This window comes from Jeotgalibacillus campisalis (genome assembly GCF_000829515.1).
GTDB classification, from domain to species: Bacteria; Bacillota; Bacilli; order Bacillales; family Jeotgalibacillaceae; genus Jeotgalibacillus; species Jeotgalibacillus campisalis.
In genome coordinates this window covers 71,362-94,876 of record NZ_JXRR01000011.1, presented here as the reverse complement: position 1 = coordinate 94,876, position 23,515 = coordinate 71,362, and the positions used below count along the sequence as shown (strand labels likewise).

Below are 23,515 nucleotides of genomic sequence, written 5' to 3'. Positions count from 1 at the left end.
AACTTTTGTTACACCTTTCCCGTCTAATTTAAGAATAGCTTAATTAATTAACATATTAACGCATGCATCAAAAGAATCATGTTACAGTTAAGCAAGATAAGACTTCCTGTCAATTGTGAATTGATCTGACATTTGATAGTCTAGTAGAAGTGACAAAAATAACTGATTAAGCTTTACTAAAGTATATAGAATTCAGGTGAATATATTGAATAACCAGAAGCAATTTTCAGATCGCATTGATTGGAGCCTGGCGATCCTTTTGATCTTTTTTATGATGGCGAGTATTCTTGCCATTTCGTCTGCACAAACGACTGAGCAATACGGGAACATGAATTTTGCGCTCAGACAGGGCATGCTTTATGTTGTGGGTTTTGTCATCATTAGTATAACCATGTTACTGGATATGGATCAGTTCAGAAGAATTGCCTGGGTGCTTTATGGCTTTGGCATTGTGCTTTTAGTCGGACTTCTTGTAGCACCTGAAAGTATTGTTCCTTACATAAATGGAGCTTACAGCTGGTATCGTTTTCCTGTTATCGGTACCCTGCAGCCGTCTGAATTTATGAAAACTTTTACGATTATTGCCCTTGCACGGGTGGTCGCTTCACATAATGAAACCTATGGACATCGGACGGTGAAAAGCGATCTTTGGATGCTTGCTAAAATCGGTGTTGTTGCAGGCGTTCCTTTTATTTTAATTAATGAACAGCCAGACCTTGGAACCATGCTGGTTTTCATCGCGATAACAGCAGGGATCGTTTTAGTTTCAGGTATCACTTGGAAGATTCTGTTTCCCGCATTTTTAACGGTAGGCGCACTCGCAGCCTCTTTGATTTCAATTGTTATTTTTGCCCCCAGCTTAATCGCTCAATATTTTGACGATTATCAGCTGCGAAGAATTTATTCCTGGCTTGACCCTTATCAATTTTCTTCCGGTGATGCCTATCAGCTCACGACTTCCATGAGCGCCATTGGATCGGGTGAGATTTTTGGTAAAGGATATCAGGATCGTCAGGTATACGTTCCTGATAATCACACGGATTTTATCTTTGCCGTTGTCGGGGAAGAATATGGCTTCATCGGCGCAAGTATTATTGTCAGTTTGTTTTTCATGCTGATTTATCATTTAACAAAAGTCTCATTGCAAACGAAAAGTCCATTTAATGTGTACGTATGTGCAGGAATTATTTCCATGATTACGTTCCATGCCTTCCAAAACATCGGGATGACGATCCAGCTTCTGCCGATTACAGGGATCCCGCTTCCGTTGATCAGTTATGGGGGCAGCTCGCTAATCGGCATTATGTTTGCACTCGGTTTAATCTTTTCAATGAAATTTCATCATCGCACCTATATGTTTTCTTCAGATGAAGAAGTGTAAAAAAAAGAGGCTGATGCCTCTTTTTTTTATCCTCTATTTCCTTTTACCACATTTAAATGGCCAGGCAGCACCGTCATGCTGTGGTCTTTTCCTTCATAATGCTCGCCATCTAAATCTATATAGCGCTTGGAAGAAGTGGAGATTTTTAATGAAGACGCTTGAAAATGATCAATCGTGCTTTTATCTTTTTCCCAGTCAACGGTGGCTTTGGCAGAAAGGATTTCTTTAAATAATGGAAAACCCGCTTCTTTGATGACCATCACATCGATCTTCCCATCATTTAACTGAATGCTTGAAAGCGGAAATTCGGTTGCCCCTATAAATCGCCCGTTTAATGCAAGTACCATTACCGCTTCATCTTTCAGTGTTTCACCGTCCACTTCCATTTCAAATGAAAAGCGGTCTTGGGCAGTCATCGATTTAATCGCGCTGACGTAATAACTCAATCGGCCAAAAACTCCTTTTGACTGCTCGTCTATATTGAGTGATGCTTCAGCAATTAGACCTGTCCCCCAAAAATTCCCGAAATATTGATCGTTCGTCTGCACAATATCAACTTCTTCTTCTATTCCTTCTTCACTGATGAGCATTGCTGCTTGTTTTATGTTGAGCGGAATGTCCAAAGCACGCGCAAAATCATTGCATGTCCCAGATGGAATGACACTGAAAATGGGGCGCTTATCTAATGGAGAGAGTCCATTGATGCATTCATGCACCGTTCCGTCACCACCTAAAGCAATTACCAGTTCAACTTCTTCTCCGTGCTGCCTGCAAAAGTGCTCTGCATCCCCTGGTTTCTGGGTTTGAAGCAAAGTCAGATTCGGAATGGCCAAACTGAGTGGTCCTATTATTTGAGCAAGAATTTTATCCATTTGTTTCTGGCCTGCGTTTCCGTTATAAATTAACATCGCTGTCTTATACATGAAAAGCTTTCTCCTTTCTTAAACCTGTAAATAAACTAATTACCTTTCTATACCCTATTTTCTCTGTGAAGGTGCATTCAAACGAAAAAAAGGTCCTCACATTTCAATAAAATGAGCACCTTGATCCTGTTTATGTAATTATAGGCCGCTAGAGGGGTTGGAATCCGCTGTTCTTTACGTACTGGAGATCTGCTGGGTGCTTTTGACTGATTCAAGAATTTCCAGACGTGACTTTGTTTTGGTGATTTTAACACCTACTTCTGACAGTTTGACAATCATTCTTTTTAGACTTTCACTGTCTCTAGTCATGATCGACACCTCTCTTTATTTTACATGCTGATAATTAGTAATACGTTCTATGCCTTTATATGGTTTCATTTTTTTGAAATTTTATTCATCTTGTTTACGGGTATAATACCACCAATTTCATCATTTAATCCCTTTAGCGTAAAAAAAACATTATTCTTGAACATTTATTGAACAATCACTTTAAGGAAAATGTATAAATATGATTGATTTCCCAATACTACAGATGATTTTTGACAATATGGAGGTGCTTTTAATGAATGTGCGCGAAGTGATGACTGATGAAGTAATAAGCTGTGAAAAAACAGATTCTATCGAACAAGTGGCGAAGATCATGAAAGATCGGAATATAGGAATTTTGCCAGTCCTCGATCAAGGCAAAGTAATTGGAATGGTAACCGATCGTGATGTCGTCATTCGTGGCATAGCAGAGCACAAAGAGGAGCAGATAGATGAGGTAATGACACACAATGTCATCAGCGTCAAACCCGACATGAGTTCTCAGGAAGCTGCTGCACTTATGGCAGAGAATCAGGTGCGCAGATTGCCAGTAGTAGATGGCGGAAAAGTCATTGGGATGGTGTCACTTGGCGACCTTGCCGTTTCCACTCAATCCAACGACCAGGCAGGAGACGCCCTGACAGATATTTCACAGCCTTAATTAACGCTTTAACGTATAGAAGGGGTCTGGCCCCTTTTATACGTTAAAGCAGTTCAAGCGCTCTTTAATAACGCAGATTTCATTTTGGTCCAAAGGGGAAATTTTACATTTCCTCTTCTTTTTTTATTGTCACTATGGTACGATTGTAAACGCTCTTTTTTCGCGGCTGCGATCGATAATCTAGCGATTGAGGTGACAAATTTGACCGACAAAACAAAACATTCTTCCTTCTCACACCCCGATTTTAAAAACGAAGTGGATCGTTTACTCTTCACCAGACTTTACATTGACCAGGCACTTGCGACTTCAAAGCAAAGCGCAGGAAATGCCCGGCAGCATTTAAAGGAAGCGTATGAAACGCTTGACTCCTTAGACAGCAGCTTAAGCTATATGAACCTTTTAACTGGAGCGAGTCTGCTTCAGATGAATACGGATCAGGTTAAACGGCTTCAAAGTGTCTACGACAAACCTTATTTCGCCCGAATTGATTATCAAAAGGAAAATGAAGAAAAAGAGTCTCTGTATATTGGAAAAGCTTCTCTACATAATCCGGAAAATCAGTCTCAGATTATTGTGGACTGGCGCTCACCTGTCTCAAATGTGTATTATGACGGGCGTCTTGGAGAAGTGGAATATGAAGTAAACGGTGAGACGACACAAGGCTATTTATCCCTTAAACGGCAGTATCAAATTGAAAAAGGCGAACTGCTCAGTATTCAGGATGTTGATCTAACGACCACCGATGAGCTCCTTCAGCAGTCGCTTGCAGGAAAAGCCGATAATCGGTTAACCGAAATTGTATCCACTATTCAAAAAGAACAAAACGACATCATCCGCGCTCCCTTAAATCGTCCGATTATTGTACAAGGGGCTGCCGGCAGCGGCAAAACTACGATTGCGCTTCACCGGATATCCTATTTTTTATATGTAAACAGCGAAACCTTCCATCCCTCTGACTTAATGATTCTTGCACCTAATCAGCTATTTATTGAATATATCTCAGAAGTTCTGCCGGAATTAGGCGTGGATAAAATTAACCAAACGACCTTAATAGACTACATGACGAAAGCGACTGGCCAGACCATACGGCTTGCAGATCCGGTAAAGAAGCTGGTTTCCTTAATTGAAGAAGATGATTCAAGTGAAGAAACTAAGAAGCTTTCCGAATTTAAAGGCTCTCTCCTATTCTTGAAAATCATCGACCGCTACTTGAATCATATAGAAGAATCGCTGGCTCCTAAAACAGACGTTATGCTAGAGAAATTTAGAATCCTGCGCGGAGACAGACTTGCCAATCTATTTCTGCATGATTATCACTATCTGCCGGTCTATAGAAGATTCGATAAAATAAAAGGGGTCATTCAAAATCACTTGCGAACGAAGAAAAAAGAAGTCCTCAAAAAAATAAAAGATGTCTATGATGAGGCGCTTGAAAAAGCGTTATATGGCATCCGGAATGATGCAAAGCGCAGAAAAAGAGTGACGTTCATTATGGATACGAAAGCGCAAAGGACCGACGCCATTCAAAAAGAAGCCCGTTCTACAGTCAGAGCATATATGAAACAGTTTGAACGAAAAAGTGCGGTTGATTACTACAAAGAATTGCTTACTTCACGAGAGCTGCTCGAATTATGTGCCCCTGAATTAGCCCGAGAGGACGTCGACCAGCTGGTTCAATACAGTCAGCGCCTCCTTTCAAGCCGCATGTTTGAACTGGAGGATCTTGCGCCTATTTACTATTTACATGGCCGGCTATATGGGCTGGATGATGAATCGAGAGTCAAAAATGTGTTTATTGATGAAGCCCAAGATTACAGTTATTTTCAGCTTGCTGCGCTCAGAAAAATTCTCGATACAAGTTTGTTTACGATTGTCGGGGATTTAGCACAGGGCATTCACTCCTACCGTGGGATGCGGGACTGGGGTGTTGTGAAAAAAGAAATATTTGGCGAAGCGCATTATTTTACACTGCAAAAAAGTTATCGTACGACAATTGAAATCATGAATCTTGCCAATATGATCTTAGAAAAAATGGAAGAGTCGCTTCCTCTTGTTGAGCCGGTTGTGCGCCATGGAGTGCTGCCTTCTTACCATCAGCTGCCTGCTGCTTCGCTGGTACAAAGAATGGAACAGGATATTGCACTCTTTCAACAAGAAAACTTCACGACGATTGCAATAATCTGTAAAACACCCGCTGAATGCAAAAGAATGTTTACGTTATTTGCTGCGAGCTCAGTTACTGTGCAGCTTCTGACAGAAAATGAAGAGCTTGAGAAAAATCAGATTACTCTTTTGCCCGCTCATTTAGCCAAAGGACTTGAATTTGACGCGGTTCTTATTCCTTCTTTGATTGAAAGGTATAAGGGAAATGAGCTTGACCGCAAGCTTTTATATGTAGCGATGACACGTGCCATGCACAGGCTGGCTTTGTATAGTGAGCACCCTGAGGATTTGCTGCTCGACGAATCGGCAAAGACAAAAATGACCTGGCAAAAGACGTAATCCGCACAAAAATGCCCCGAACATACTAAACAGTCCACGTCTAAGAGTGGCCGTTTAGTATGTCCGGGGCTTATTCATTTAGATTTAATTGGTCCTTGGTTACAGTTTGATGCGCTGCAGTCTTAAGGCATTTAAGACAACGGAGACCGAGCTGAAGGCCATCGCAGCTCCTGCCACCCATGGCGCTAGAAGGCCTGCTGCTGCAATTGGAATACCAAGTGTGTTGTAGCCAAATGCCCAAAACAGGTTTTGTTTAATATTCTTCATCGTTTTTCGGCTCATAAAAATGGCATCTGCAATACGATTCAGGTCGCCATGCATTAAAGTAATATCAGCAGCCTCCATCGCTACATCTGTCCCGGTGCCGATTGCCATGCCGATGTCAGCAACCGCCAGCGCCGGCGCATCATTTATGCCATCTCCTACCATTGCCACGACTTTTCCCTGCTTTTGAAGCTTTCTTATTTCATCAGCCTTTCCCTCCGGCAGTACTTCCGCAATAACTTGAGTAATGCCCGCTTGTTTTGCAATGGATTGTGCTGTGCGTTCGTTATCGCCTGTGATCATCATTACGTCAATCCCTGCCTGGTGCAGCCTTGTAATTGCCTCTTTTGATGTTTCTTTAATTGTGTCTGCTACTGCGATCAAGCCGGCTAACTGCTGATCCACAGCCGTAAGCATTACTGTTTTTCCTGCATGTTCAAGAGCCAGGATATCGTCTTCAAGCTGTTCGTATTGAATATGAGACTGCCTCATCAGACTGCGCGTGCCGACCATCACTTCTTTTCCATCTACAATGGCCTTGATGCCAAATCCTGTGACGGATTTAAAATCGAGCACGGAAGAAGTCTTAATCTCTTTTTCCTCAGCACCTTTAACGACTGATTTGGCGAGTGGATGCTCGGACCCTCTTTCCGCAGATGCTGCAAAATACATTAGTTGATGCTCTGAAAATGCACCAAACGGTTTTACTTCTGTGACAACAGGCTCACCCTTTGTGATCGTTCCTGTTTTATCCAGCACGACCGTGTCCACAGATTGTGTGGTTTCAAGATGTGCTCCGCCTTTAAATAAAATTCCATACTCAGCAGAGCGGCCGGATCCTGCCATAATAGAAGTTGGTGTTGCAAGACCTAATGCACACGGACAAGCGATTACTAAAACGGCTATGGTTGCTTCAAGTGCGGAGGCCACTTCACCAGGGGACACAAATAAAAGCCAGACTGCAAATGTTACCAAAGCAATCCCGACAACGATAGGGACAAAAATACCAGAAATTTTGTCTGCTTGCCGCTGAATAGGTGCTTTTGATCCTTGAGCCTGCTCCACTACTTGTATGATTTGTGAAAGTGCCGTTTCTTTCCCCACTTTGGAGGCCCGAAGCTTGATAAACCCCTGCTTATTGATGGTCGAGCCGATGACTGCATCTCCAGCTGCTTTATCTGCGGGAATACTTTCGCCTGTAATCATCGATTCATCGATAGCAGAGCTGCCTTCTGTGATGATCCCATCTACCGGTATTTTTTCTCCCGGTCGAACCACGACGATGTCTTCGATTTTTACTTCTTCGATCGGCACTTCTATTTCATTTTCACCTTTCATGATCACAGCCGTCTTCGCCTGCAGACCCATCAGTTTTTTAATCGCTTCTGAAGATCTTCCTTTTGCTTTTGCTTCAAACAGCTTTCCGAGTACAATTAACGTGATAAGGACCGCACTGGTTTCAAAGTACAGACCCATGGTATGGCCTGGCATTCCAATGGACTGAATGGCAAGATATACACTGTAAAAGTAAGCAGCAGATGTTCCCAGTGCGACGAGAACATCCATATTCGCGCTGCCGTTTTTAAGTGCTTTGTACGCTCCGGTATAAAAGGCTTTTCCTATATAAAACTGAACCGGAGTCGCAAGGGCCATTTGAACCCATGGATTCATCAGTATTTCTGGAACATACATCCACTGTGTAAAGCTGAAATGCCCTGCCATGGTCCATAAAAGCGGCAGGGAAAGAATGAGGGACAAGATAAATCTGCGCTGCTGTTTTTGAATTTCAACGAGACGATGATCTTTTTTCTGTTTGTCACCGCTCTGCTTTTGTCTCGCGCCATATCCCAATTTCTCTACCTGTTCGATTAATTCTTCCACTGTAACTGCGCCGTCCGTGTAGTGAATGGTCCCCTGTTCAAGCGCAAGATTGACTGTTGCAGACTGAACCCCATTCACTTTCTGCAGACCTCTTTCTACCCTAGAAGAACACGCGGCGCACGTCATCCCTGTTAATTCAAGTTCAGCTTTTTTTGCCACAACTCCATATCCAAGATCTTCTACCTTTTTTTCAATGTCTTTTAACGATAGTTCATCTTCATTATAGAAGATTGTCGCCTGTTCAAGCGTCAGATTTACAGAAGCCTGATCAACTCCCTCTAGCTTCATTAATCCTTTTTCCACCCGATTGGAACACGCAGCACACGTCATACCCGTGATATGCAAGTTACTTTTAATTTGTGTCATTCTCTCACTCCTTTCTGTCAGTAACCTTTGTTGAAAACTATAATGCCACATACCTATATAGGGTATATAGCGAAGAAAAAGAAAGTGTGCGGAAAATCTGCACACTTCAATTTGATTATTTAATTTTATAGCCCTGTTCTTCAATTTTAGCTCGGATTTCACTTAATGTGACAAAAGCAGCCTGAAAATCAACATCCACAGTGCCCTGTTGCAAGTTGACTTTCACTTCATTTACGCCGCCAAGATCACGGACATTGCCTTCAATTGCTTCTACACAGTGCTGACAGGACATGCCTTCAACATTCAACGTTACTGCTTCTACCATTTGAAATCATCCTCCTACTTTTTCATTAGGCGTTTCATCGTTGCGAGCAGTTCATCTACCACTTCGAGATCGCCTTCTTGAATTCTGTCTACAATACAGCTTTTCATATGACCTTCAAGCAATAGATTCGATACACTATTTAAGGCGGATTGAGTAGCAGCGATCTGGGTGATCACATCGTCGCAATAGGTATCTTTTTCAATCATACCCTTTATTCCCCTGATTTGTCCTTCGATACGATTTAAACGGGATGTTAAATTATGTTTCATTTCTTCAGAGTGGTGGCTTTTGCGATGATCCTCTGCTGCACAATGACTTTTTTCTAAAATCGGTTCTTGGTTTGTCAGACCTTCCATGCTCCTCACCCCCCACCTGTCTTCTTCATCTGTCTTCGAGTATAATATACCCTATGGCGGTATGTAAACCAATACGCTTACAATCAATGATATGAAAACACAGGAAGTTTTCTGAATTATTCAACTTTAAAGAATCGTTTGACAGAGTAAATATGCCATAGTAAAGTAAGGGACATCAATTAAATAGAACAATTTCTTCTTATCACGAGAGGTGGAGGGACTGGCCCTTTGATACCTCGGCAGCGGACTATTTTAGCACCGTGCCAACTCCAGCAGACAGCAGTCTGAGAGATGAGAAGAGGTGTTAGCGTATGCGGCCTCTTCTTGTTTTTTTCAGGAAGAGGCTTTTTTATTGGAACTGTTTCTGGTAACCAGGCTTCTTCCGTACTCTAAACCGACTAATCAAATCAGATTAGTTAAAATAAAAAGGAGGAAGGCGTATGATTCAATTTTCATCGGTAAGTAAGACATATGGCAGCGGCAAAGACGCAGTGCAGGCGCTTTCCGGGATTGATTTTACCATCGAAACAGGCGAAATCTACGGCGTCATCGGCTTCAGCGGTGCAGGAAAAAGCTCGTTGATCCGCTGTGTCAATCTTTTAGAAAGGCCGACAGAAGGGACAATTAAAATCCACGACAAAGACATTACCGCACTTTCAAAAAAAGAAGTGCGTGAAACGCGGAAAGATATTGGGATGATTTTTCAGCATTTTAACTTGTTGAATTCAAAAACGGTTTATCACAATGTAGCGATGCCCCTTCTTTTGTTAGGTGAAAATAAACAAAAAGTTAAGAGCCGTGTAGCAGACCTTCTTGATTTTGTCGGGCTCGGTGATAAGGCGGATCAATATCCCGATCAGTTATCGGGAGGACAGAAGCAGCGAGTCGGCATTGCCCGGGCGCTCGCCACCAATCCTTCCGTTCTGTTATGTGATGAAGCAACGTCCGCTCTTGACCCGGAAACGACCCAATCGATTCTTGAACTGCTGAGAAAAATAAATAAAGCATATAAGATTACCATCTTAATGATTACGCATGAAATGGGTGTGATCCGCGAAATCTGCGATAAAGTCGCTGTACTTGAGAGCGGTTCTATTATTGAACAGGGAACAGTTTTTGACGTCTTCACAAATCCGCAGCACAGGACTACTCAAAAATTTGTGCGCTCTATTATGAATGACGGGCTGCCGGAAAGCATTTTAAAGGAAATCAATCAAAAAGAGAATAACCATATTTATAGACTTCAGTTCACTGGAAGCACAACCGGCTACCCTCTTCTTTCAAGAGTATCAAGAGAGTTCACCCTGGATTTAAATGTACTCTATGGAAATATCACAGAACTGCAAGGAATTCCATATGGCAATCTTATTGTTGAGTTTATTGGTGAACGAGCTGACATTCAACGTGCGCTCCTCTCCATTCAGCAGCAGCACATAACAGTAAAGGATGTGATCCAGGATGCTGGTTGATTCTAGTCAAATTATCGAAGCACTATGGGAGACACTTTGGATGGTCGGATTCTCCCTCTTGTTTTCCGCTTTAATTGGCTTGCCTTTAGGCATTTTGCTTGTCATTACCCGGAAAGGACATCTTTGGGAACATGCATCTTTATTTAACGTGCTAAATGGCGTAGTGAATATCTTTCGATCGGTACCGTTTATTATCTTACTCGTCGCCATCGTACCCGTGACGCGTTTTATCGTCGGGACATCGATTGGAACAGCAGCCACTATCGTCCCTTTGGTGTTTTATGCGGGACCTTATATTGCCAGACTAATAGAAAATTCTCTTTTAGAAGTGGATAAAGGTGTTATTGAAGCAGCTGAAGCAATGGGCGCAGCACCGCATCAAATTATCTTTCGATTTTTGATCCCTGAAGCCCTCAGCTCTCTCGTACTTGCGCTCACTATTGCAACAGTCGGTCTGGTCGGTGCTTCAGCTATGGCGGGTGCTGTCGGTGGCGGCGGACTCGGTGATCTGGCCATCACATACGGCTATCAGCGATTTGATACGACGACCATGTATATCACTCTCGGCATTTTAATTGTTATGGTTCAAGGCTTGCAGACAACTGGCAATCTGATGTCAAAAAGAATACGAAGAAGTTAATTTTAGGAGGAAATGAAAATGAAAAAATGGACTATTCTTTCACTTATTTCACTACTTACCGTTACGCTTGCAGCTTGTGGGGATGATGAAAACGAACCTATAAAAATCGGAATCAGCGGTTCGGATACGCGCATTTGGGATTTTGTTTCTGAGAAAGCTGCAGAAGAGGATATTGAAATTGAGATTGTCACCTTTTCAGATTATGTACAGCCAAATATCGCCCTTTCAGAAGGAGAGCTTGACTTAAACGCCTTTCAAACCATCTCCTACTTTGATGATTTTATAGAAGAAAGAGAGCTTGATTTAGCACCGATCGCTTCGACCGTTATTGCACCAATGGCTTTGTACTCGGAAAAAGTAGAAAGTATTGAAGAGCTTCCGGATGGCGCAACAATAGCAGTTCCAAACGAAGCTACGAATCTTGGCAGAGCACTGTTGCTGCTTGAAGAAGCAGAATTAATTGAACTGAGCGAGGAAGCAGGTCTCACAGGAACAGAGCAGGACATTACAAGTAATCCTAAGAACATTGAAATTCTTCCTGTTGTAGCAGGTCAGGCACCACGTTCTCTGCCGGATGTAGATGCAGCGATTATCAATAATGGAATTGCAGTGGACGCAGGGTACAGCCCGGTGGATGATTCTATTTTCCGTGAAAGCGACACTGCAACACCGTATATCAATATTATTGCAGCGCAAACAGAAGACACAGACCGCGAAGATTTACAGCGAATTGGCGAACTTTATCAAGAGGATGATGTAGCGCAGTTTATTGAAGAGGAATATGACGGAGGAATGATTCCTACATTCATTCCAGTCGAAGATCTGACAGACTATTAAGCAAAGGAGTTTTTTAAATGAGTTCCGTTTCAGCCACATCTGTTAAAGATGTCATCACGCATCATATTGAGTCCCGTCGATCAGGGTATATTCAAACAAGCCACTCGATTCATGAACGCCCTGAAATAGGCAATAAAGAGTTTTATGCACAGGATCTGCTGACCAGCCACTTGATTTCTGAAGGCTTCAAGGTCGAAAAAGGAGTTGCAGGTCATGAGACCTCCTTTTATGCTGTGAAATCGAGCAATAAACCAGGACCGACTATTGCATTTTTAGCTGAATACGATGCTCTTCCCGGCATCGGCCACGCCTGTGGTCATAATATTATCGGCACGGCAAGCATCGCAGCTGCCAACAGCGTAGCGAGCGTGCTTGATGAAATCGGCGGGAAAGTGGTGGTTCTCGGCACACCTGCAGAAGAAGGCGGACCTAACGGGAGTGCAAAAGGAAGTTTTGTTAAACACGGCTACTTAGAGGACATTGACGCAGCCATGATGATCCATCCTTCTTATCAGTCAGGCCGTACGACGACTTCTTTGGCAGTTGATCCACTGGATTTTGAGTTTATTGGTAAGCCTGCTCATGCCGCTTCCTCCCCACAGGACGGCATCAATGCGCTTGATGGCGTACTTCAGCTGTTCAATGGCATCAATGCCCTTCGTCAGCATGTACAAGACGATGTACGGATTCATGGGATCATTACTCACGGAGGAGATGCGCCGAATATTGTTCCTGAGTATGCGAAAGCACGCTTTTATATCCGTGCAGCGAGCCGCACTGTTTTAAACGAGGTGACAGAGAAAGTACGTGCTATCGCTGAAGGTGCCGCACTTGCAACCGGTGCTTCACTTAATGTCATTGCTTTTCAAAATGAAGTGGATAACTTAATCCCTACCCCTCTCTTTGATGATGTTTTTGAAGAAGCGTTCAACTCTCTCGGCGGTGAGTTTAGCGGGGATGGACGCAATGGAATCGGTTCGACTGATGCAGGCAATATAAGTCATGTCGTGCCAACCATTCATCCTTATATACAAATTGGTCCCAAGGAGCTAGTTCTTCATACAGATGCTTTTAGAGAAGCAGCGAAATCAAAGAAAGGCGACTTGGGCTTGATCATCGGTGCAAAGTCACTTGCGTTAACCGCTATGACTCTTTATACAAACCCTGAAATGCTTAAGCAAATTCAGCAGGAATTTAAGGAAATACGGGAATAGTCTGGTAGAAGCGTCTGGAACCTTACGGGTGTATGGTGCGGCTTTACATAAAGTTGGGCTTTATATAAAAATTTGTATCATTTGACCCCTTTAGACATGATTATCTAGAGGGGTCTTTAATCGTTTGTTTAAGTTAGAATTGATCAATGATATTGTGAAAGTTTTTACTTAAATTAACGTGCAGATTAATTCAATAATTGGAAGGAAAAAGGAGATAGAAAGGGAATTATTTAATATACCGGATAAAATAAAGGAGAGAATGCTATGAATAAATCATTTATTGAACAAGTACATTATATTAGAATTCCTGTAAAAGATTTAGAACTGTCTGCACACTGGTATAGAGATGTATTAGGGCTACAGTTACTAAACATTACTGAGGAATTTGCAGTTTTAAAAGTTAATGAAGGACCTTTCTTACTTATCTTAGTTTCTACCGAAGATGAAACATTTGCACATTTTACCATTGATAATAAAAAAGAATTTAGCATTGGCTTTACAAGTCCAGAATTATCTGAATTTCATCAACACTTAATTAATAATCAAGTTATAGTCGAGGATATAAAAGAAGATAATGGTCATACCTTCTTCCACTTTTATGATCCAACTGGTAATAAACTTCAAGTACATTGGTGAGATTATAATAACTGCAGGTGGTGAGCCGAAGTGAACCCAAGCATTCAATTGTTTAGGGAATATAAAAGAAAAATGATAATCCTCCAAGTATAGAGTGCTTTCATGAATAGGTATTTGTTCATGAGAGCATTCTTTTTCGATGTAACTTTCCTGTTCTTTAAAAATTATTCATCATTATTCTATGAACAGTTCCCGCCCTTTTTCTGTATGCTATGATTATAAATGAATATTTTTTAGACCTTCTTCTTTTTTTCTTTGGTCAGACAGGTTACGCTGGATAAACTAAACTACTTATACAGATTGGCAGGGACACCTATGGACTGGATATCTATTATTGTCGGTTTCTTTTTCTTTTTCAACTTTGTTCTTGCCGGGGTCCTTATATTTCTTGAGCGAAAAGATGCCGGGGCAACCTGGGCATGGCTGATGGTCCTGTTTTTTATTCCTATAGCAGGCTTCGCTCTTTATCTTCTTTTGGGACGGCAATTGTACAAAAAGGATTTATTTGATTGGGAAGGCAGAAGCCGAGTTGGAATTGAACAGCTGATCCGCTATCAGATAAATGCTATACAAGACAAATCATTTGAGTTTAAATCACGTGAGACCGAAATGAAACAAGATCTGATTTATATGCAGCTGTATAATAATGATGCTGTTTTAACACAGGACAACTCGGTGGATATTTTTGTGGATGGGCAAAAAAAGTTTGAAGCGTTGTTTCAGGATATTGAAGAAGCTAAAGATCATATCCATATCCAAACGTATATCTTACGCCGTGATGATCTGGCAAAACGCCTGATGACTTTGCTGGTTAAAAAAGCCAATCAGGGTGTAAAAATAAGAATTTTGTATGATGATATGGGTTCCCGGGGCATGACCAAACGTTTTTTCAGAGAGCTTCGTGCAGCAGGCGGTGAAGTGGAAGCCTTCTTTCCTTCAAATGTGCCTATTATTAACCCTCGGCTTAATTTCAGAAACCACAGAAAATTAATTATTGTGGATGGACGGGTCGGCTATATTGGCGGATTTAATATCGGTGATGAGTACCTTGGAATCGATAAACGGTTTGGGTACTGGCGGGACACGCATCTTCGGGTGGAAGGCAGCGCAGTGCACCCGATCCAGACAAGATTTGTCTTAGATTGGAACCAGGCCTCGCATCGATATGATATTGAATATGCGGATAATTATTTTCCGGCAATTCCCACTAAAGGGGATGTCGCTATGCAGATTGTATCAAGCGGCCCTGATTCCGAATGGGAACAAATCAAAAATGGTTATATTAAGTTAATTACGAGCGCAAAAAAATATATCTATATTCAAACACCTTATTTTATTCCGGATCTCAGCTTACTGGATTCCCTGCGAATTGCAGCATTATCAGGTGTGGATGTCCGGATTATGATTCCAAACAAGCCGGATCACATGTTTGTATACTGGGCTACTTATTCATATGTTGGTGAGCTGATGAAAGCAGGCGCACGCATCTATATTTATGATAATGGCTTTATTCACGCAAAAACGCTTGTAACGGATGATGAAGCCGCATCCGTGGGAACGGCAAATATTGATTTAAGGAGCTTTCGCTTAAATTTCGAGGTGAACGCGTTTGTTTATCATCAGGAAACCGTCACGACTCTTTGTCAGATCTTCATAGAGGATATGGAGCTCTCCACTGAACTGACACCTGAACTCTACAAAAAGCGCTCAAATTACATTAAGTTTAAAGAATCAATCTCAAGGCTTCTGTCGCCTATTTTGTAACAGAAGTCCCATCGATGCGAATAAAGTTAAATAGAAAAATACTATAAATCAAAAGGTCCTTACGCCCAAATGGCATAAGGACCTTTTGATTTACTGTCGCCACGTAAGAAAGCCTCCGACCGCAGCGGAAATGAACCGCTCCCCTTCTCATTTTACATATAGTAGAATGAGTGGGTGAAAACAATGACAGTTTGCTTCAAGACCTCTACTATATACGATCATAAGGATAGGTTCATTGCAGCGGAGGGCGGGGACTCCTGCGTGATGCAGCGGGAAGGGTGAGACCAGGCAGATGCGACAGCATCAAGGGGGTTCACCTCCCGACACGTAAGAAAGCCTCCGACCGCAGCGGAAATGAACCGCTCCCCTTCTCATTTTACATATAGTAGAATGAGTGGGTGAAAACAATGACAGTTTGCTTCAAGACCTCTACTATATACGATCATAAGGATAGGTTCATTGCAGCGGAGGGCGGGGACTCCTGCGTGATGCAGCGGGAAGGGTGAGACCAGGCAGATGCGACAGCATCAAGGGGGCTCACCTCCCGCCACGTAAGAAAGCCTCCGACCGGAGCGGAAATGAACCGGTCCCTATTCATTAGCCATCCATAGACTGCAGAATCTTCCTTTCTTTCTCTGCCGCGAGTCCCGCTTTCCAGGAATGATCTTTTCTTGCGGCCTGCCAATGGTAAGTGTCGCGAATGGTTTCCTCTGGTGAACGGAAGGTTAATCCCTTTTCAATCGCCTTTTGTGCATCTGCCATAATGAACCCGTCTGGATGGCTGTCGCTGCGCGGTATCCAGAATGGCATTTCCATAAAGACCGCCACCTCATGCTCCAGCAGCGTTTGATCCTCAATCCACTTAAAAGAAGCAGTTGATCCGGTCACTTGTTTGGCTGTCCGCAGAAGCTCATCCATTGTTCCTGCAGGACCGGCAGCATTAAATGTACCTGACGTCCTTTTTTCCGTCATACGGATTACCCATTGAGCTAAATCCCTCACATCAATCCATTGGATAGCTCGGGACGGTTCACCGGGAGCTGCCACCTCTCCTCCTCTTGCTGTTCGTTCAACCCAGTATGTAAAACGGTCAGTCGGATCATCCGGTCCCACAATCAACCCGGGACGAATGCAAAGTGACCCGTGACCAAATTGATCTTTAATGATTTCCTCGCATTTTTGTTTTAACGGACCATACGTTGACCCTGTAATCTCTTCTGATTCTCCTTCCATTTTCGCTAACGCTGTTTCGTCCTCTTTAGCAGGGCCATTTGCAAAGTCGCCATACACGGATATCGTTGAAATAAAGACATACTGCTTAACTCGGTTCTTTAATAGCTCGGCTGTCGCTTTAACCTGGCTTGGTGTATACCCCGAAACATCGATGACTGCATCCCAGTTCCCTTCTTTTAAAGAAGCCAGATCGCCATTTCTATCCCCTTTTCTTTTTTCCACGTTAGGAAAGTAATCCTCATTGGTTTTGCCCCGATTAAAAATCGTGACGTGATGTCCCGCTTCTAAAGCACTTTCAACCACATGCTTTCCTAAAAATTGAGTTCCGCCCAAGATCAACAGATTCATTTTGACGCCTCCTTTAGATTTGAATTGTCCAGCCCATTACTCAATAAATGAAACGTCCTCTTTCTTTGATCACATCATTAAAATGAGAATGTCTTTTTCTCATTATTCTAAATAGTATAACTGATTAATTTATTTAGAGAAACGAAAAAACTGCCCAAGGGAAAGATTCCCCGGACAGTTACTAGCTAAATATTTAAATACTCTTCAAGTGTTAAGCCGCTGCTGTAGACTTTTCCGGCAAGTTCTTTTCCCAGATAACGAAAATGCCATGATTCGTACTGATAACCGGTAATTTCTTCTTTACCAGGTGGATAGCGAAGAATGAATCCAAAGTGATGGGCATTTTCTTCAAGCCATTGTGCTGCTTCCGTATCTTTAAAGTCATCATCTGCCCATAACGTTTCTTCTCCGACTTCTCCAATATCAAAGCCAAGTCCCGTCTGGTGCTCAGAATAGCCTGGTTTGGCGCTGAATCGATCTGCTTCTTCCTGACCATGTTCATCCACGTAACGATGGTACAGTTCATCCTGATACTCATACGATCGATAGGTACTGAAGGCGATCAGTTCAAAACCCTCTTCTGCTGCTGCAGCTTCCATTTCATTATAAGCAGCCTTTGCTTCTTCACTCTCTCCCGGTGCATAGTCGGCGGGCAAAGGATACTGCTTATTGGCAATAAGAACCCCTTGAATGTAAGTTGGTTCTGAAACGGTTTCAGGTGTCTGTGGCTCTTCATCTTCAGAAGGTGTGGGCTCTTCTTCTATTTCTTCTTCTGTCGGCTCTGGCTCTTCTATATCTTTTTCTGCCGACTCAGGCTCCTGTGCAACTTCATCCGGGTTTTGTTCTTCTTCCGGTTCTGCTTTATCCTGCTCTTCTGTATTAGACTGATTTGAACTGTAAAATAATCCTTGTATCGTTTTTTCAACCGACCAATCATAAACACTTAATGCGCCTAGGGAAGCTCCAAGGAATATGGTAAAAAGAACGGCCAGTGTGATCCACACTTTTGTTCCTTTTTTCTTGTTTTTAACTAACCGATTTTCACTCATGCTGAAACATTTCCTTTCCTGCTACCTTATCTTCATTTATTCACCCGACTTCCATTCTATCAAACAAATAGCATCTTAGACTAATAAAGTGATGAAATAAAATAATCAGCCTGCCCAAGTAATACTTCTTCCTGGACAGGCTGATTATTATTTCTGATACTGTTTAAACTGTTGTACCACTTGTTGCACCAAGTCATGCTCCTTTGGCAAACCTGCTATAGCAGCAAATGCCTGCTGCACACCATTTTCTTTTATATCCTTTTGAAGCATCTGACTCTCCTGATCGCTTTGCTCATCAAAAAGAAGAGCAGCTGCAATCGTCTGAATGAGTCCTTCAGGCTGTTTCCCCTCATTCATTAATGATACAGCAGGATAAACTAACCGCTCTTTTGCGCCAAGTTTTCTAAGCGGTGCGCGTCCTACACGGGACAATTCATCTGAAAGGTAAGGATTTTGAAAGCGTTCTATGATTTTGAGAACATATTTCTTATGATCTTCTTGTTGAAGACCATACTTCTGAACAAGAAATTCACTTGTTTCAGCCAAGACTTTTTCAACTTTTTGTTTAATGGAGGCTTGACCTATCGCCTGATCAACGGTGACAAATCCTTCTGCTAATCCTAAATAGGCAATGGCTGCATGACCTGTGTTGACTGTCAGAAGCTTTCGCTCGATAAATGGATTCAGGTCCTCTACAAACTGTACTCCCTCAATAACAGGAATTTCGCCTTTCCACTCTCTTTGCTCAATCACCCATTCAAAGAAAGGTTCCACTTCGACTGTTAGAGGATCTTCATGATGCTGAATGGGTACGATGCGATCGACAGCTGAGTTTGGAAATCCTATCTTTTCGTTTACTTTTTGTTTAACTTCTTCTGAAAGATGCTTTTCTATCTCTTCTTTTAGAAAACTTGTTCCGTTAATCATATTTTCACAGGCTACGATGTTCAGTTCATTCAGCTTTTCTTTTTGAGCAGCTTCTGCCAGTCCCCCTGCCAAATCCTTTGCAATAATCGGCAGAATTCCAGGCCCCACGGATGCTGTGATAAGATCTGCTTCTGCGATTGCGTGATAGACATCCTGCTTTTGAGTGGAGCTGTGAATACCTGAAACATGATTTACGACAAAAGAGTCTTTCTGCTCTGAAGCAATTTGAACCGTGTATTGTTCTGTACGATTTAATTCATTAATAACTTCTTCGTTTACATCAATAAAATTCACATGATAACCGGCTTTTGACAAGACTGCGCCAATAAATCCGCGTCCAATATTTCCTGCACCAAAGTGAACGGCATGTTTCATACGTCTGCATCCTCAAAGATCTGAATAATTTCCTGCTCTGACGTGGCGGATGCCAGCTTTTCAACATTTTCCATTTCCGAGCAGACGATGGCAATTTGAGAAAGCAGTTCAAGATGCTCTCCATCTTTGCCGGCGATCCCAATCACAAGCTTCACTTGTTCTCCGTTCCACTCAACGCCTTCAGGGACTTGAAGAAAAGACAAACCAGAAGCCTTAACCTCTGTCTTCGCTTCCTCCGTACCATGTGGAATCGCTACAAAGTTCCCCATAAAAGTGGAAGTCAGTTCTTCTCTTTTTTTCATTTCAGCAATGTAATTCTCTGTAACATATCCTTGATCTACTAAAACTCTACCTGCACGTTCAATTGCTTCTTCCTTTGTGCTTAGTGATGTGTTCAGTAAGATATTTTGTGCTGTTAATAATGTGCTCATCATGATCCCTCCAAGAATAAGTTCATTTTTTTACGTAGAAATTGATCAAATTTTCTTTCCAAAAGGCTGTAGATATCGTCCTTGCTGCCATTTGTGTAAAGTGCCATCTGATGCTCTTCTTCAATAATGGAAGCACTAATTAAACTCAGCAATTCGTATACATCCTGACCCAGTCCGTCCGGTGCGATCAAAAGGAGCAGCCGCTGCATATTAATACTCGAAGAATCCATCGCTTTAACAGTAATTGGTGTTTTCAACTCAAACATCACAAACAGCGGGCGCTCTATTTTTTCAGACCTTGCATGATAAAGAGCAAGTTCTGTGTCCGGAATGCCAAGACCGCCTAAATGCTCTCTTGCCTCAAGCAAATCTTTTACAATATTTTCTCTGCTGACTGCCTTTTTGTCTGCACAATAAGCATCCACCATCTTCATCAGATCTTCTTCTGTTTTTCCATCCCCTGCTTCTATTAAGTCGAAATTCGTCAGCAAGTCCATCATTACAGAGGTAAGCTTGTTGATTTGTTCAAGTGAAGCAAGAACAGGTGCATCAGAGGATGGAGTAACTTCTGTTGTTCTATACCCTTTTTTATTGGTAATGAACGGCATATTTTTTTGAAGATACCGCCTTACCTTTTCAACTTCGTTTTCGGGCAGCAGTGGACTAACTAGAAGAAACTCTCTATTTATGTCCACTAAGCCGACTGTTGATATGACCATATCGAAATGATCCAGTGTGAGCACTCTGGCATCCTGAAGTGAGGCCAGTGTAATATCTGTGATTTCAGGAAATTCCTTTTTCAACCGGCTTGCGAGCATTTTTGAGGTTCCTATCCCGCTTGAACAAACGACAAGCGCTGATACGGACACGGCTTCTTTTCTCATTTCCAGCGTGGACGCAAAATGCAGGACAAGAAAAGCTAATTCGCCCATTGAAAACTCCAGCTGCGGAAAGACCTCCTTCAGGACCTGCTCAAGTGAATGATACAAAATAGGATAGTCGTCCTTAATCGTCTGCTGAAGTGGATTAAATGCCTGCAAGCCTTCTTCTGCCCGGTGAATGGCAGGTTCAAGATGCGCAATTAACCCTTCAAATAAAGAATGATCATCGGTTAGATCAACCCCGACCTGCTTCCCTACTTTTTGAATGATGGACTGAACAATCAACGTCCATTCTGACTGTTCAAGATTTGTAACAGATTGTTGTTCTCTTCGGTTTGCCCCTTTTAATTGAATCGCCATATAGCCGATTTCATCAAGCGGGATGACTGCATTAAATTCTTCAGATAAAGACCTTGCTAATGACTCCGCTACTTTGAATTCTATTGATTCCCTGAGTTCCTGAATCACATTTTCTTCAAGCTCTATTTGTTCTCCGCTTTGTATGCGGTCCATCGCAAGTGCGATGTGAATGACAAGAGCCATGTACGCAGTATCTGCAATCGTATAAGGCAGTTCCTTCACTTCATCCATAATCAGCCGTTCAATCTGAGTCACTAGTTCTTTGCTGACGATATTGGCAATTTTTTCATCAAGGCCGCCTGGAATCACAAAGTGATCATCCACCATCGAATAAAGAGAAGCAGTGTCAATTTGTTCTATTAGGAGTGTAGCGAGGGCTCTTCTCCGTTCACGCTCGGAGCCGGCAAGCTGGATGCCAAATCCTCTTTTACGAATAATGGAGAGGCCATAGGGTTTGATGGCTTCTTCTAATAAATCCAAATCCTGCATGAGTGTGCCGAGTGCACAATTCAGGGCACGTGTAGCGACTGCCGCTTTTACAGGCTCATGATGGCGAATTAAATAATGCAGCAGCAGGACAAGCCGCTCATCTTGCTGCAGATCACGGTCGCCCCCTTCTCGAATCGCAGCCTCAAACTCAAGGACCTTATTCCCATCCCCGGAGAGTCGAATCCCTTCTCCCGCCAGCTTTTCAATAGTGATTGAATACTTCGTGAGCATCCGCTCTATTTTCTTTAACTCGCGGTGAATGGTCCGTGAACTGACGTCCATAGCGTCTGCCAGTTCACGAATCGTGGTAAATTGATGCTGAGTGCGCAGCAAAGTTTCCATTATTTTTCTTTCTCTGCCTGTCACATAGACCATCACTCAGCACCTCCTTTTTATTTTAAAGCTTCAATAATCTCATCATATTTTGGGCTGTTAAGGAAATTTTCAACCGAGATATGAAGCGCATCCGGTTTTTTCGTCATCGCGCGCTCTGTTAAATCTTTGTGTGTGATGACTAAGTCTGCGTCATCAGGAATCTGATTGATCGCGGTATTCGTCACATCGTATTGCAATCCAGCTTTTTTCATTTTGTTTTTAAGCAGCGAAGCCCCCATTGCACTTGAGCCCATTCCGGCATCGCAGGCAAAAATGATCTTCTTAATATTTTCCTTTGAAAGCTCATTCGGCGCTGTCAACGACGTGTCGTTCACATTTTCCTGCTGAGAAGCTGAAAGATGATCAGATGCCTGACTCTTTTTGCCTTTCATCTCCTGCATTTTTTCCGTTGCTTCCGCAATATTATCCGCTTCATCCGCTTTAGCGGTACGAAGGAAGATCGATGCCACACCAAAAGATACGGCAGTTGCAATCAGCACCCCTGAAATAACAGCAATATAATTGCCCTGCTGAGTAAGTGCGAGGATCGCAATAATACTTCCCGGTGAAGGCGGAGCGCTTAATCCTGCGTCAAGAAGGACGAAAGTGAAAACACCGCTCGCTCCTCCGGCAATAGCAGCCACAATCAGAACAGGCTTCATTAAAATATAAGGGAAATAAATTTCGTGGATTCCTCCGACAAAGTGAATAATGGAAGCACCTGAAGCGGTTTGTCTGGCTGTTCCTCTTCCAAAAAACATATAAGCAAGCAGGATACCAAGACCAGGCCCTGGGTTGGATTCAAGAAGATACAAAACAGATTTACCTGCTTGTGCCGCCTGTTCTGTGCCAAGCGGAGTCAAGATCCCGTGGTTAATGGCATTGTTTAAAAACAATACCTTACCTGGTTCTATAAATAAGCTCACTAACGGAAGCAAGCCTGCATTAACCATTAATTCTACACCTGAAGCGAGTACTGTAGTAATTCCTTCGACTACAGGTCCTATTCCTAGCAGTCCGCCAATCGCAAGAATAGCGGCTGCAATTCCTGCAGTAAAATTGTTTACCAGCATTTCAAAGCCGGAACGTATTCTTCCATCTGTAAACCCATCAATTTTTTTCATGACATAGCCGCCAAGAGGCCCCATAATCATCGCACCAAGAAACATCGGGATCCCAGCGCCGACAATAACCCCCATTGTTGCAGTGGCACCAACCACACCACCGCGGTTGCCATGAATCATCCGGCCGCCTGTAAAACCAATTAACAAAGGCAGCAGGAACGTAATCATCGGACCGACTAATTCAGCCAGGTTTTCATTTGGAATCCAGCCATCCGGAATAAAAAGAGCTGTAATTAACCCCCAGGCAATAAACGCACCAATATTCGGCATAATCATGCCGCTTAAAAACGAACCAAAGCGCTGAACTCTTTCACGTATACCAGATTTTTTCTTTGTCTGTTCCACATTCATTCCTCCTTTTAACATGTGTAAATCTTTAACCTCATCATAAAACGCTT

20 protein-coding genes and 1 riboswitch are annotated in these 23,515 nt (G+C 42.6%); of the genes, 9 read left to right on the top strand and 11 right to left on the bottom strand.

Annotation, left to right across the window (positions count from 1 at the left end):
• Positions 1-205: 205 nt before the first annotated feature.
• Positions 206-1,381 (top strand): FtsW/RodA/SpoVE family cell cycle protein, encoded by a 1,176-nt coding sequence (locus tag KR50_RS06280; RefSeq protein ID WP_041056272.1) that lies wholly within the window; start codon positions 206-208, stop codon positions 1,379-1,381.
• Positions 1,382-1,407: 26 nt separating this feature from the next.
• On the opposite strand, the gene KR50_RS06275 is transcribed toward KR50_RS06280, so the two are convergent.
• On the bottom strand, positions 1,408-2,304 hold the full coding sequence (locus KR50_RS06275) for a diacylglycerol/lipid kinase family protein (RefSeq protein WP_041056271.1): 897 nt from the start codon (positions 2,302-2,304) through the stop codon (positions 1,408-1,410).
• 174 nt (positions 2,305-2,478) lie between these two features.
• Positions 2,479-2,613: an Lmo0850 family protein gene (locus KR50_RS18805; protein WP_269746061.1), complete on the bottom strand. Its 135-nt coding sequence runs from the start codon at positions 2,611-2,613 to the stop codon at positions 2,479-2,481.
• 253 nt (positions 2,614-2,866) lie between these two features.
• Here KR50_RS18805 and KR50_RS06270 point away from each other — a divergent pair, with 253 nt between their 5' ends.
• The gene (locus KR50_RS06270) at positions 2,867-3,271 is read left to right on the top strand and encodes a CBS domain-containing protein (protein WP_041056268.1); all 405 of its coding nucleotides are present in this window, start codon (positions 2,867-2,869) and stop codon (positions 3,269-3,271) included.
• Between the two features lie 201 nt (positions 3,272-3,472).
• Positions 3,473-5,773, top strand: a complete 2,301-nt coding sequence (gene helD / locus KR50_RS06265) for an RNA polymerase recycling motor HelD (protein WP_041056266.1) — start codon at positions 3,473-3,475, stop codon at positions 5,771-5,773.
• Between the two features lie 99 nt (positions 5,774-5,872).
• Here the strand turns inward: helD and KR50_RS06260 are convergent, their stop codons facing one another.
• The 3 genes from KR50_RS06260 to KR50_RS06250 form a co-directional block, all read right to left on the bottom strand.
• Positions 5,873-8,284: a heavy metal translocating P-type ATPase gene (locus KR50_RS06260; protein ID WP_041056264.1), complete on the bottom strand. Its 2,412-nt coding sequence runs from the start codon at positions 8,282-8,284 to the stop codon at positions 5,873-5,875.
• 115 nt (positions 8,285-8,399) lie between these two features.
• Positions 8,400-8,609 (bottom strand): copper chaperone CopZ, encoded by a 210-nt coding sequence (gene copZ, locus KR50_RS06255; RefSeq protein WP_041056261.1) that lies wholly within the window; start codon positions 8,607-8,609, stop codon positions 8,400-8,402.
• Positions 8,610-8,623: 14 nt separating this feature from the next.
• The gene (locus KR50_RS06250; protein WP_041056258.1) at positions 8,624-8,965 is read right to left on the bottom strand and encodes a metal-sensitive transcriptional regulator; all 342 of its coding nucleotides are present in this window, start codon (positions 8,963-8,965) and stop codon (positions 8,624-8,626) included.
• Positions 8,966-9,161: 196 nt separating this feature from the next.
• A riboswitch (SAM riboswitch) is annotated at positions 9,162-9,263 on the top strand.
• 142 nt (positions 9,264-9,405) lie between these two features.
• Between KR50_RS06250 and KR50_RS06245 the strand changes: the two genes are divergently transcribed.
• The 6 genes from KR50_RS06245 to cls all read left to right on the top strand — a co-directional run bounded on the left by KR50_RS06245 (position 9,406) and on the right by cls (position 15,525).
• Positions 9,406-10,434 carry a methionine ABC transporter ATP-binding protein gene (locus KR50_RS06245; protein ID WP_041056255.1) on the top strand — a complete coding sequence of 343 codons (1,029 nt, stop codon included), beginning with the start codon at positions 9,406-9,408 and terminating at the stop codon, positions 10,432-10,434.
• Positions 10,424-11,074, top strand: coding sequence for a methionine ABC transporter permease (locus tag KR50_RS06240; RefSeq protein ID WP_041056253.1), 651 nt, complete (start codon positions 10,424-10,426; stop codon positions 11,072-11,074). Before KR50_RS06245 ends, KR50_RS06240 begins: the two co-directional genes overlap by 11 nt.
• A gap of 18 nt (positions 11,075-11,092) precedes the next feature.
• Entirely contained in the window at positions 11,093-11,911 is an 819-nt protein-coding gene (locus KR50_RS06235; RefSeq protein WP_041056250.1) for a MetQ/NlpA family ABC transporter substrate-binding protein, read from the top strand.
• A 17-nt stretch (positions 11,912-11,928) separates the two neighbouring features.
• The gene (locus KR50_RS06230) at positions 11,929-13,125 is read left to right on the top strand and encodes a M20 family metallopeptidase (protein ID WP_041056248.1); all 1,197 of its coding nucleotides are present in this window, start codon (positions 11,929-11,931) and stop codon (positions 13,123-13,125) included.
• A 264-nt stretch (positions 13,126-13,389) separates the two neighbouring features.
• The gene (locus KR50_RS06225; protein WP_041056246.1) at positions 13,390-13,761 is read left to right on the top strand and encodes a VOC family protein; all 372 of its coding nucleotides are present in this window, start codon (positions 13,390-13,392) and stop codon (positions 13,759-13,761) included.
• Positions 13,762-14,076: 315 nt separating this feature from the next.
• The gene (gene cls, locus KR50_RS06220; protein WP_041056243.1) at positions 14,077-15,525 is read left to right on the top strand and encodes a cardiolipin synthase; all 1,449 of its coding nucleotides are present in this window, start codon (positions 14,077-14,079) and stop codon (positions 15,523-15,525) included.
• Between the two features lie 597 nt (positions 15,526-16,122).
• On the opposite strand, the gene KR50_RS06215 is transcribed toward cls, so the two are convergent.
• The 6 genes from KR50_RS06215 to KR50_RS06190 all read right to left on the bottom strand — a co-directional run bounded on the left by KR50_RS06215 (position 16,123) and on the right by KR50_RS06190 (position 23,393).
• Positions 16,123-17,106: an NAD-dependent epimerase/dehydratase family protein gene (locus tag KR50_RS06215; protein WP_041056240.1), complete on the bottom strand. Its 984-nt coding sequence runs from the start codon at positions 17,104-17,106 to the stop codon at positions 16,123-16,125.
• Between the two features lie 185 nt (positions 17,107-17,291).
• Positions 17,292-18,155, bottom strand: a complete 864-nt coding sequence (locus tag KR50_RS06210; protein WP_041056239.1) for a M15 family metallopeptidase — start codon at positions 18,153-18,155, stop codon at positions 17,292-17,294.
• Positions 18,156-18,302: 147 nt separating this feature from the next.
• Complete coding sequence (locus KR50_RS06205) at positions 18,303-19,457, bottom strand: mannitol-1-phosphate 5-dehydrogenase (protein ID WP_041056238.1); 1,155 nt, start codon at positions 19,455-19,457, stop codon at positions 18,303-18,305.
• Entirely contained in the window at positions 19,454-19,888 is a 435-nt protein-coding gene (locus KR50_RS06200; protein WP_041056235.1) for a PTS sugar transporter subunit IIA, read from the bottom strand. The genes KR50_RS06205 and KR50_RS06200 overlap by 4 nt, the downstream gene beginning before the upstream one ends.
• Positions 19,888-21,993 carry a BglG family transcription antiterminator gene (locus tag KR50_RS06195; RefSeq protein WP_041056233.1) on the bottom strand — a complete coding sequence of 702 codons (2,106 nt, stop codon included), beginning with the start codon at positions 21,991-21,993 and terminating at the stop codon, positions 19,888-19,890. Before KR50_RS06195 ends, KR50_RS06200 begins: the two co-directional genes overlap by 1 nt.
• A gap of 17 nt (positions 21,994-22,010) precedes the next feature.
• Positions 22,011-23,393 carry a PTS mannitol transporter subunit IICB gene (locus tag KR50_RS06190; protein ID WP_408606145.1) on the bottom strand — a complete coding sequence of 461 codons (1,383 nt, stop codon included), beginning with the start codon at positions 23,391-23,393 and terminating at the stop codon, positions 22,011-22,013.
• Positions 23,394-23,515: the final 122 nt, after the last annotated feature.

What these genes read in the sequence shown, in the direction of transcription:
- KR50_RS06275 (WP_041056271.1), bottom strand. Translation starts at nt 2,304, where the DNA reads ATGTATAAGACAGCGATGTTAATTTATAACGGAAACGCAGGCCAGAAA.
- KR50_RS18805 (WP_269746061.1), bottom strand. Translation starts at nt 2,613, where the DNA reads ATGACTAGAGACAGTGAAAGTCTAAAAAGAATGATTGTCAAACTGTCA.
- KR50_RS06270 (WP_041056268.1), top strand. Translation starts at nt 2,867, where the DNA reads ATGAATGTGCGCGAAGTGATGACTGATGAAGTAATAAGCTGTGAAAAA.
- KR50_RS06260 (WP_041056264.1), bottom strand. Translation starts at nt 8,284, where the DNA reads ATGACACAAATTAAAAGTAACTTGCATATCACGGGTATGACGTGTGCT.
- copZ (WP_041056261.1), bottom strand. Translation starts at nt 8,609, where the DNA reads ATGGTAGAAGCAGTAACGTTGAATGTTGAAGGCATGTCCTGTCAGCAC.
- KR50_RS06250 (WP_041056258.1), bottom strand. Translation starts at nt 8,965, where the DNA reads ATGGAAGGTCTGACAAACCAAGAACCGATTTTAGAAAAAAGTCATTGT.
- KR50_RS06245 (WP_041056255.1), top strand. Translation starts at nt 9,406, where the DNA reads ATGATTCAATTTTCATCGGTAAGTAAGACATATGGCAGCGGCAAAGAC.
- KR50_RS06240 (WP_041056253.1), top strand. Translation starts at nt 10,424, where the DNA reads ATGCTGGTTGATTCTAGTCAAATTATCGAAGCACTATGGGAGACACTT.
- KR50_RS06235 (WP_041056250.1), top strand. Translation starts at nt 11,093, where the DNA reads ATGAAAAAATGGACTATTCTTTCACTTATTTCACTACTTACCGTTACG.
- KR50_RS06230 (WP_041056248.1), top strand. Translation starts at nt 11,929, where the DNA reads ATGAGTTCCGTTTCAGCCACATCTGTTAAAGATGTCATCACGCATCAT.
- KR50_RS06225 (WP_041056246.1), top strand. Translation starts at nt 13,390, where the DNA reads ATGAATAAATCATTTATTGAACAAGTACATTATATTAGAATTCCTGTA.
- cls (WP_041056243.1), top strand. Translation starts at nt 14,077, where the DNA reads ATGGACTGGATATCTATTATTGTCGGTTTCTTTTTCTTTTTCAACTTT.
- KR50_RS06215 (WP_041056240.1), bottom strand. Translation starts at nt 17,106, where the DNA reads ATGAATCTGTTGATCTTGGGCGGAACTCAATTTTTAGGAAAGCATGTG.
- KR50_RS06210 (WP_041056239.1), bottom strand. Translation starts at nt 18,155, where the DNA reads ATGAGTGAAAATCGGTTAGTTAAAAACAAGAAAAAAGGAACAAAAGTG.
- KR50_RS06205 (WP_041056238.1), bottom strand. Translation starts at nt 19,457, where the DNA reads ATGAAACATGCCGTTCACTTTGGTGCAGGAAATATTGGACGCGGATTT.
- KR50_RS06200 (WP_041056235.1), bottom strand. Translation starts at nt 19,888, where the DNA reads ATGAGCACATTATTAACAGCACAAAATATCTTACTGAACACATCACTA.
- KR50_RS06195 (WP_041056233.1), bottom strand. Translation starts at nt 21,993, where the DNA reads ATGGTCTATGTGACAGGCAGAGAAAGAAAAATAATGGAAACTTTGCTG.
- KR50_RS06190 (WP_408606145.1), bottom strand. Translation starts at nt 23,393, where the DNA reads ATGATTATGCCGAATATTGGTGCGTTTATTGCCTGGGGGTTAATTACA.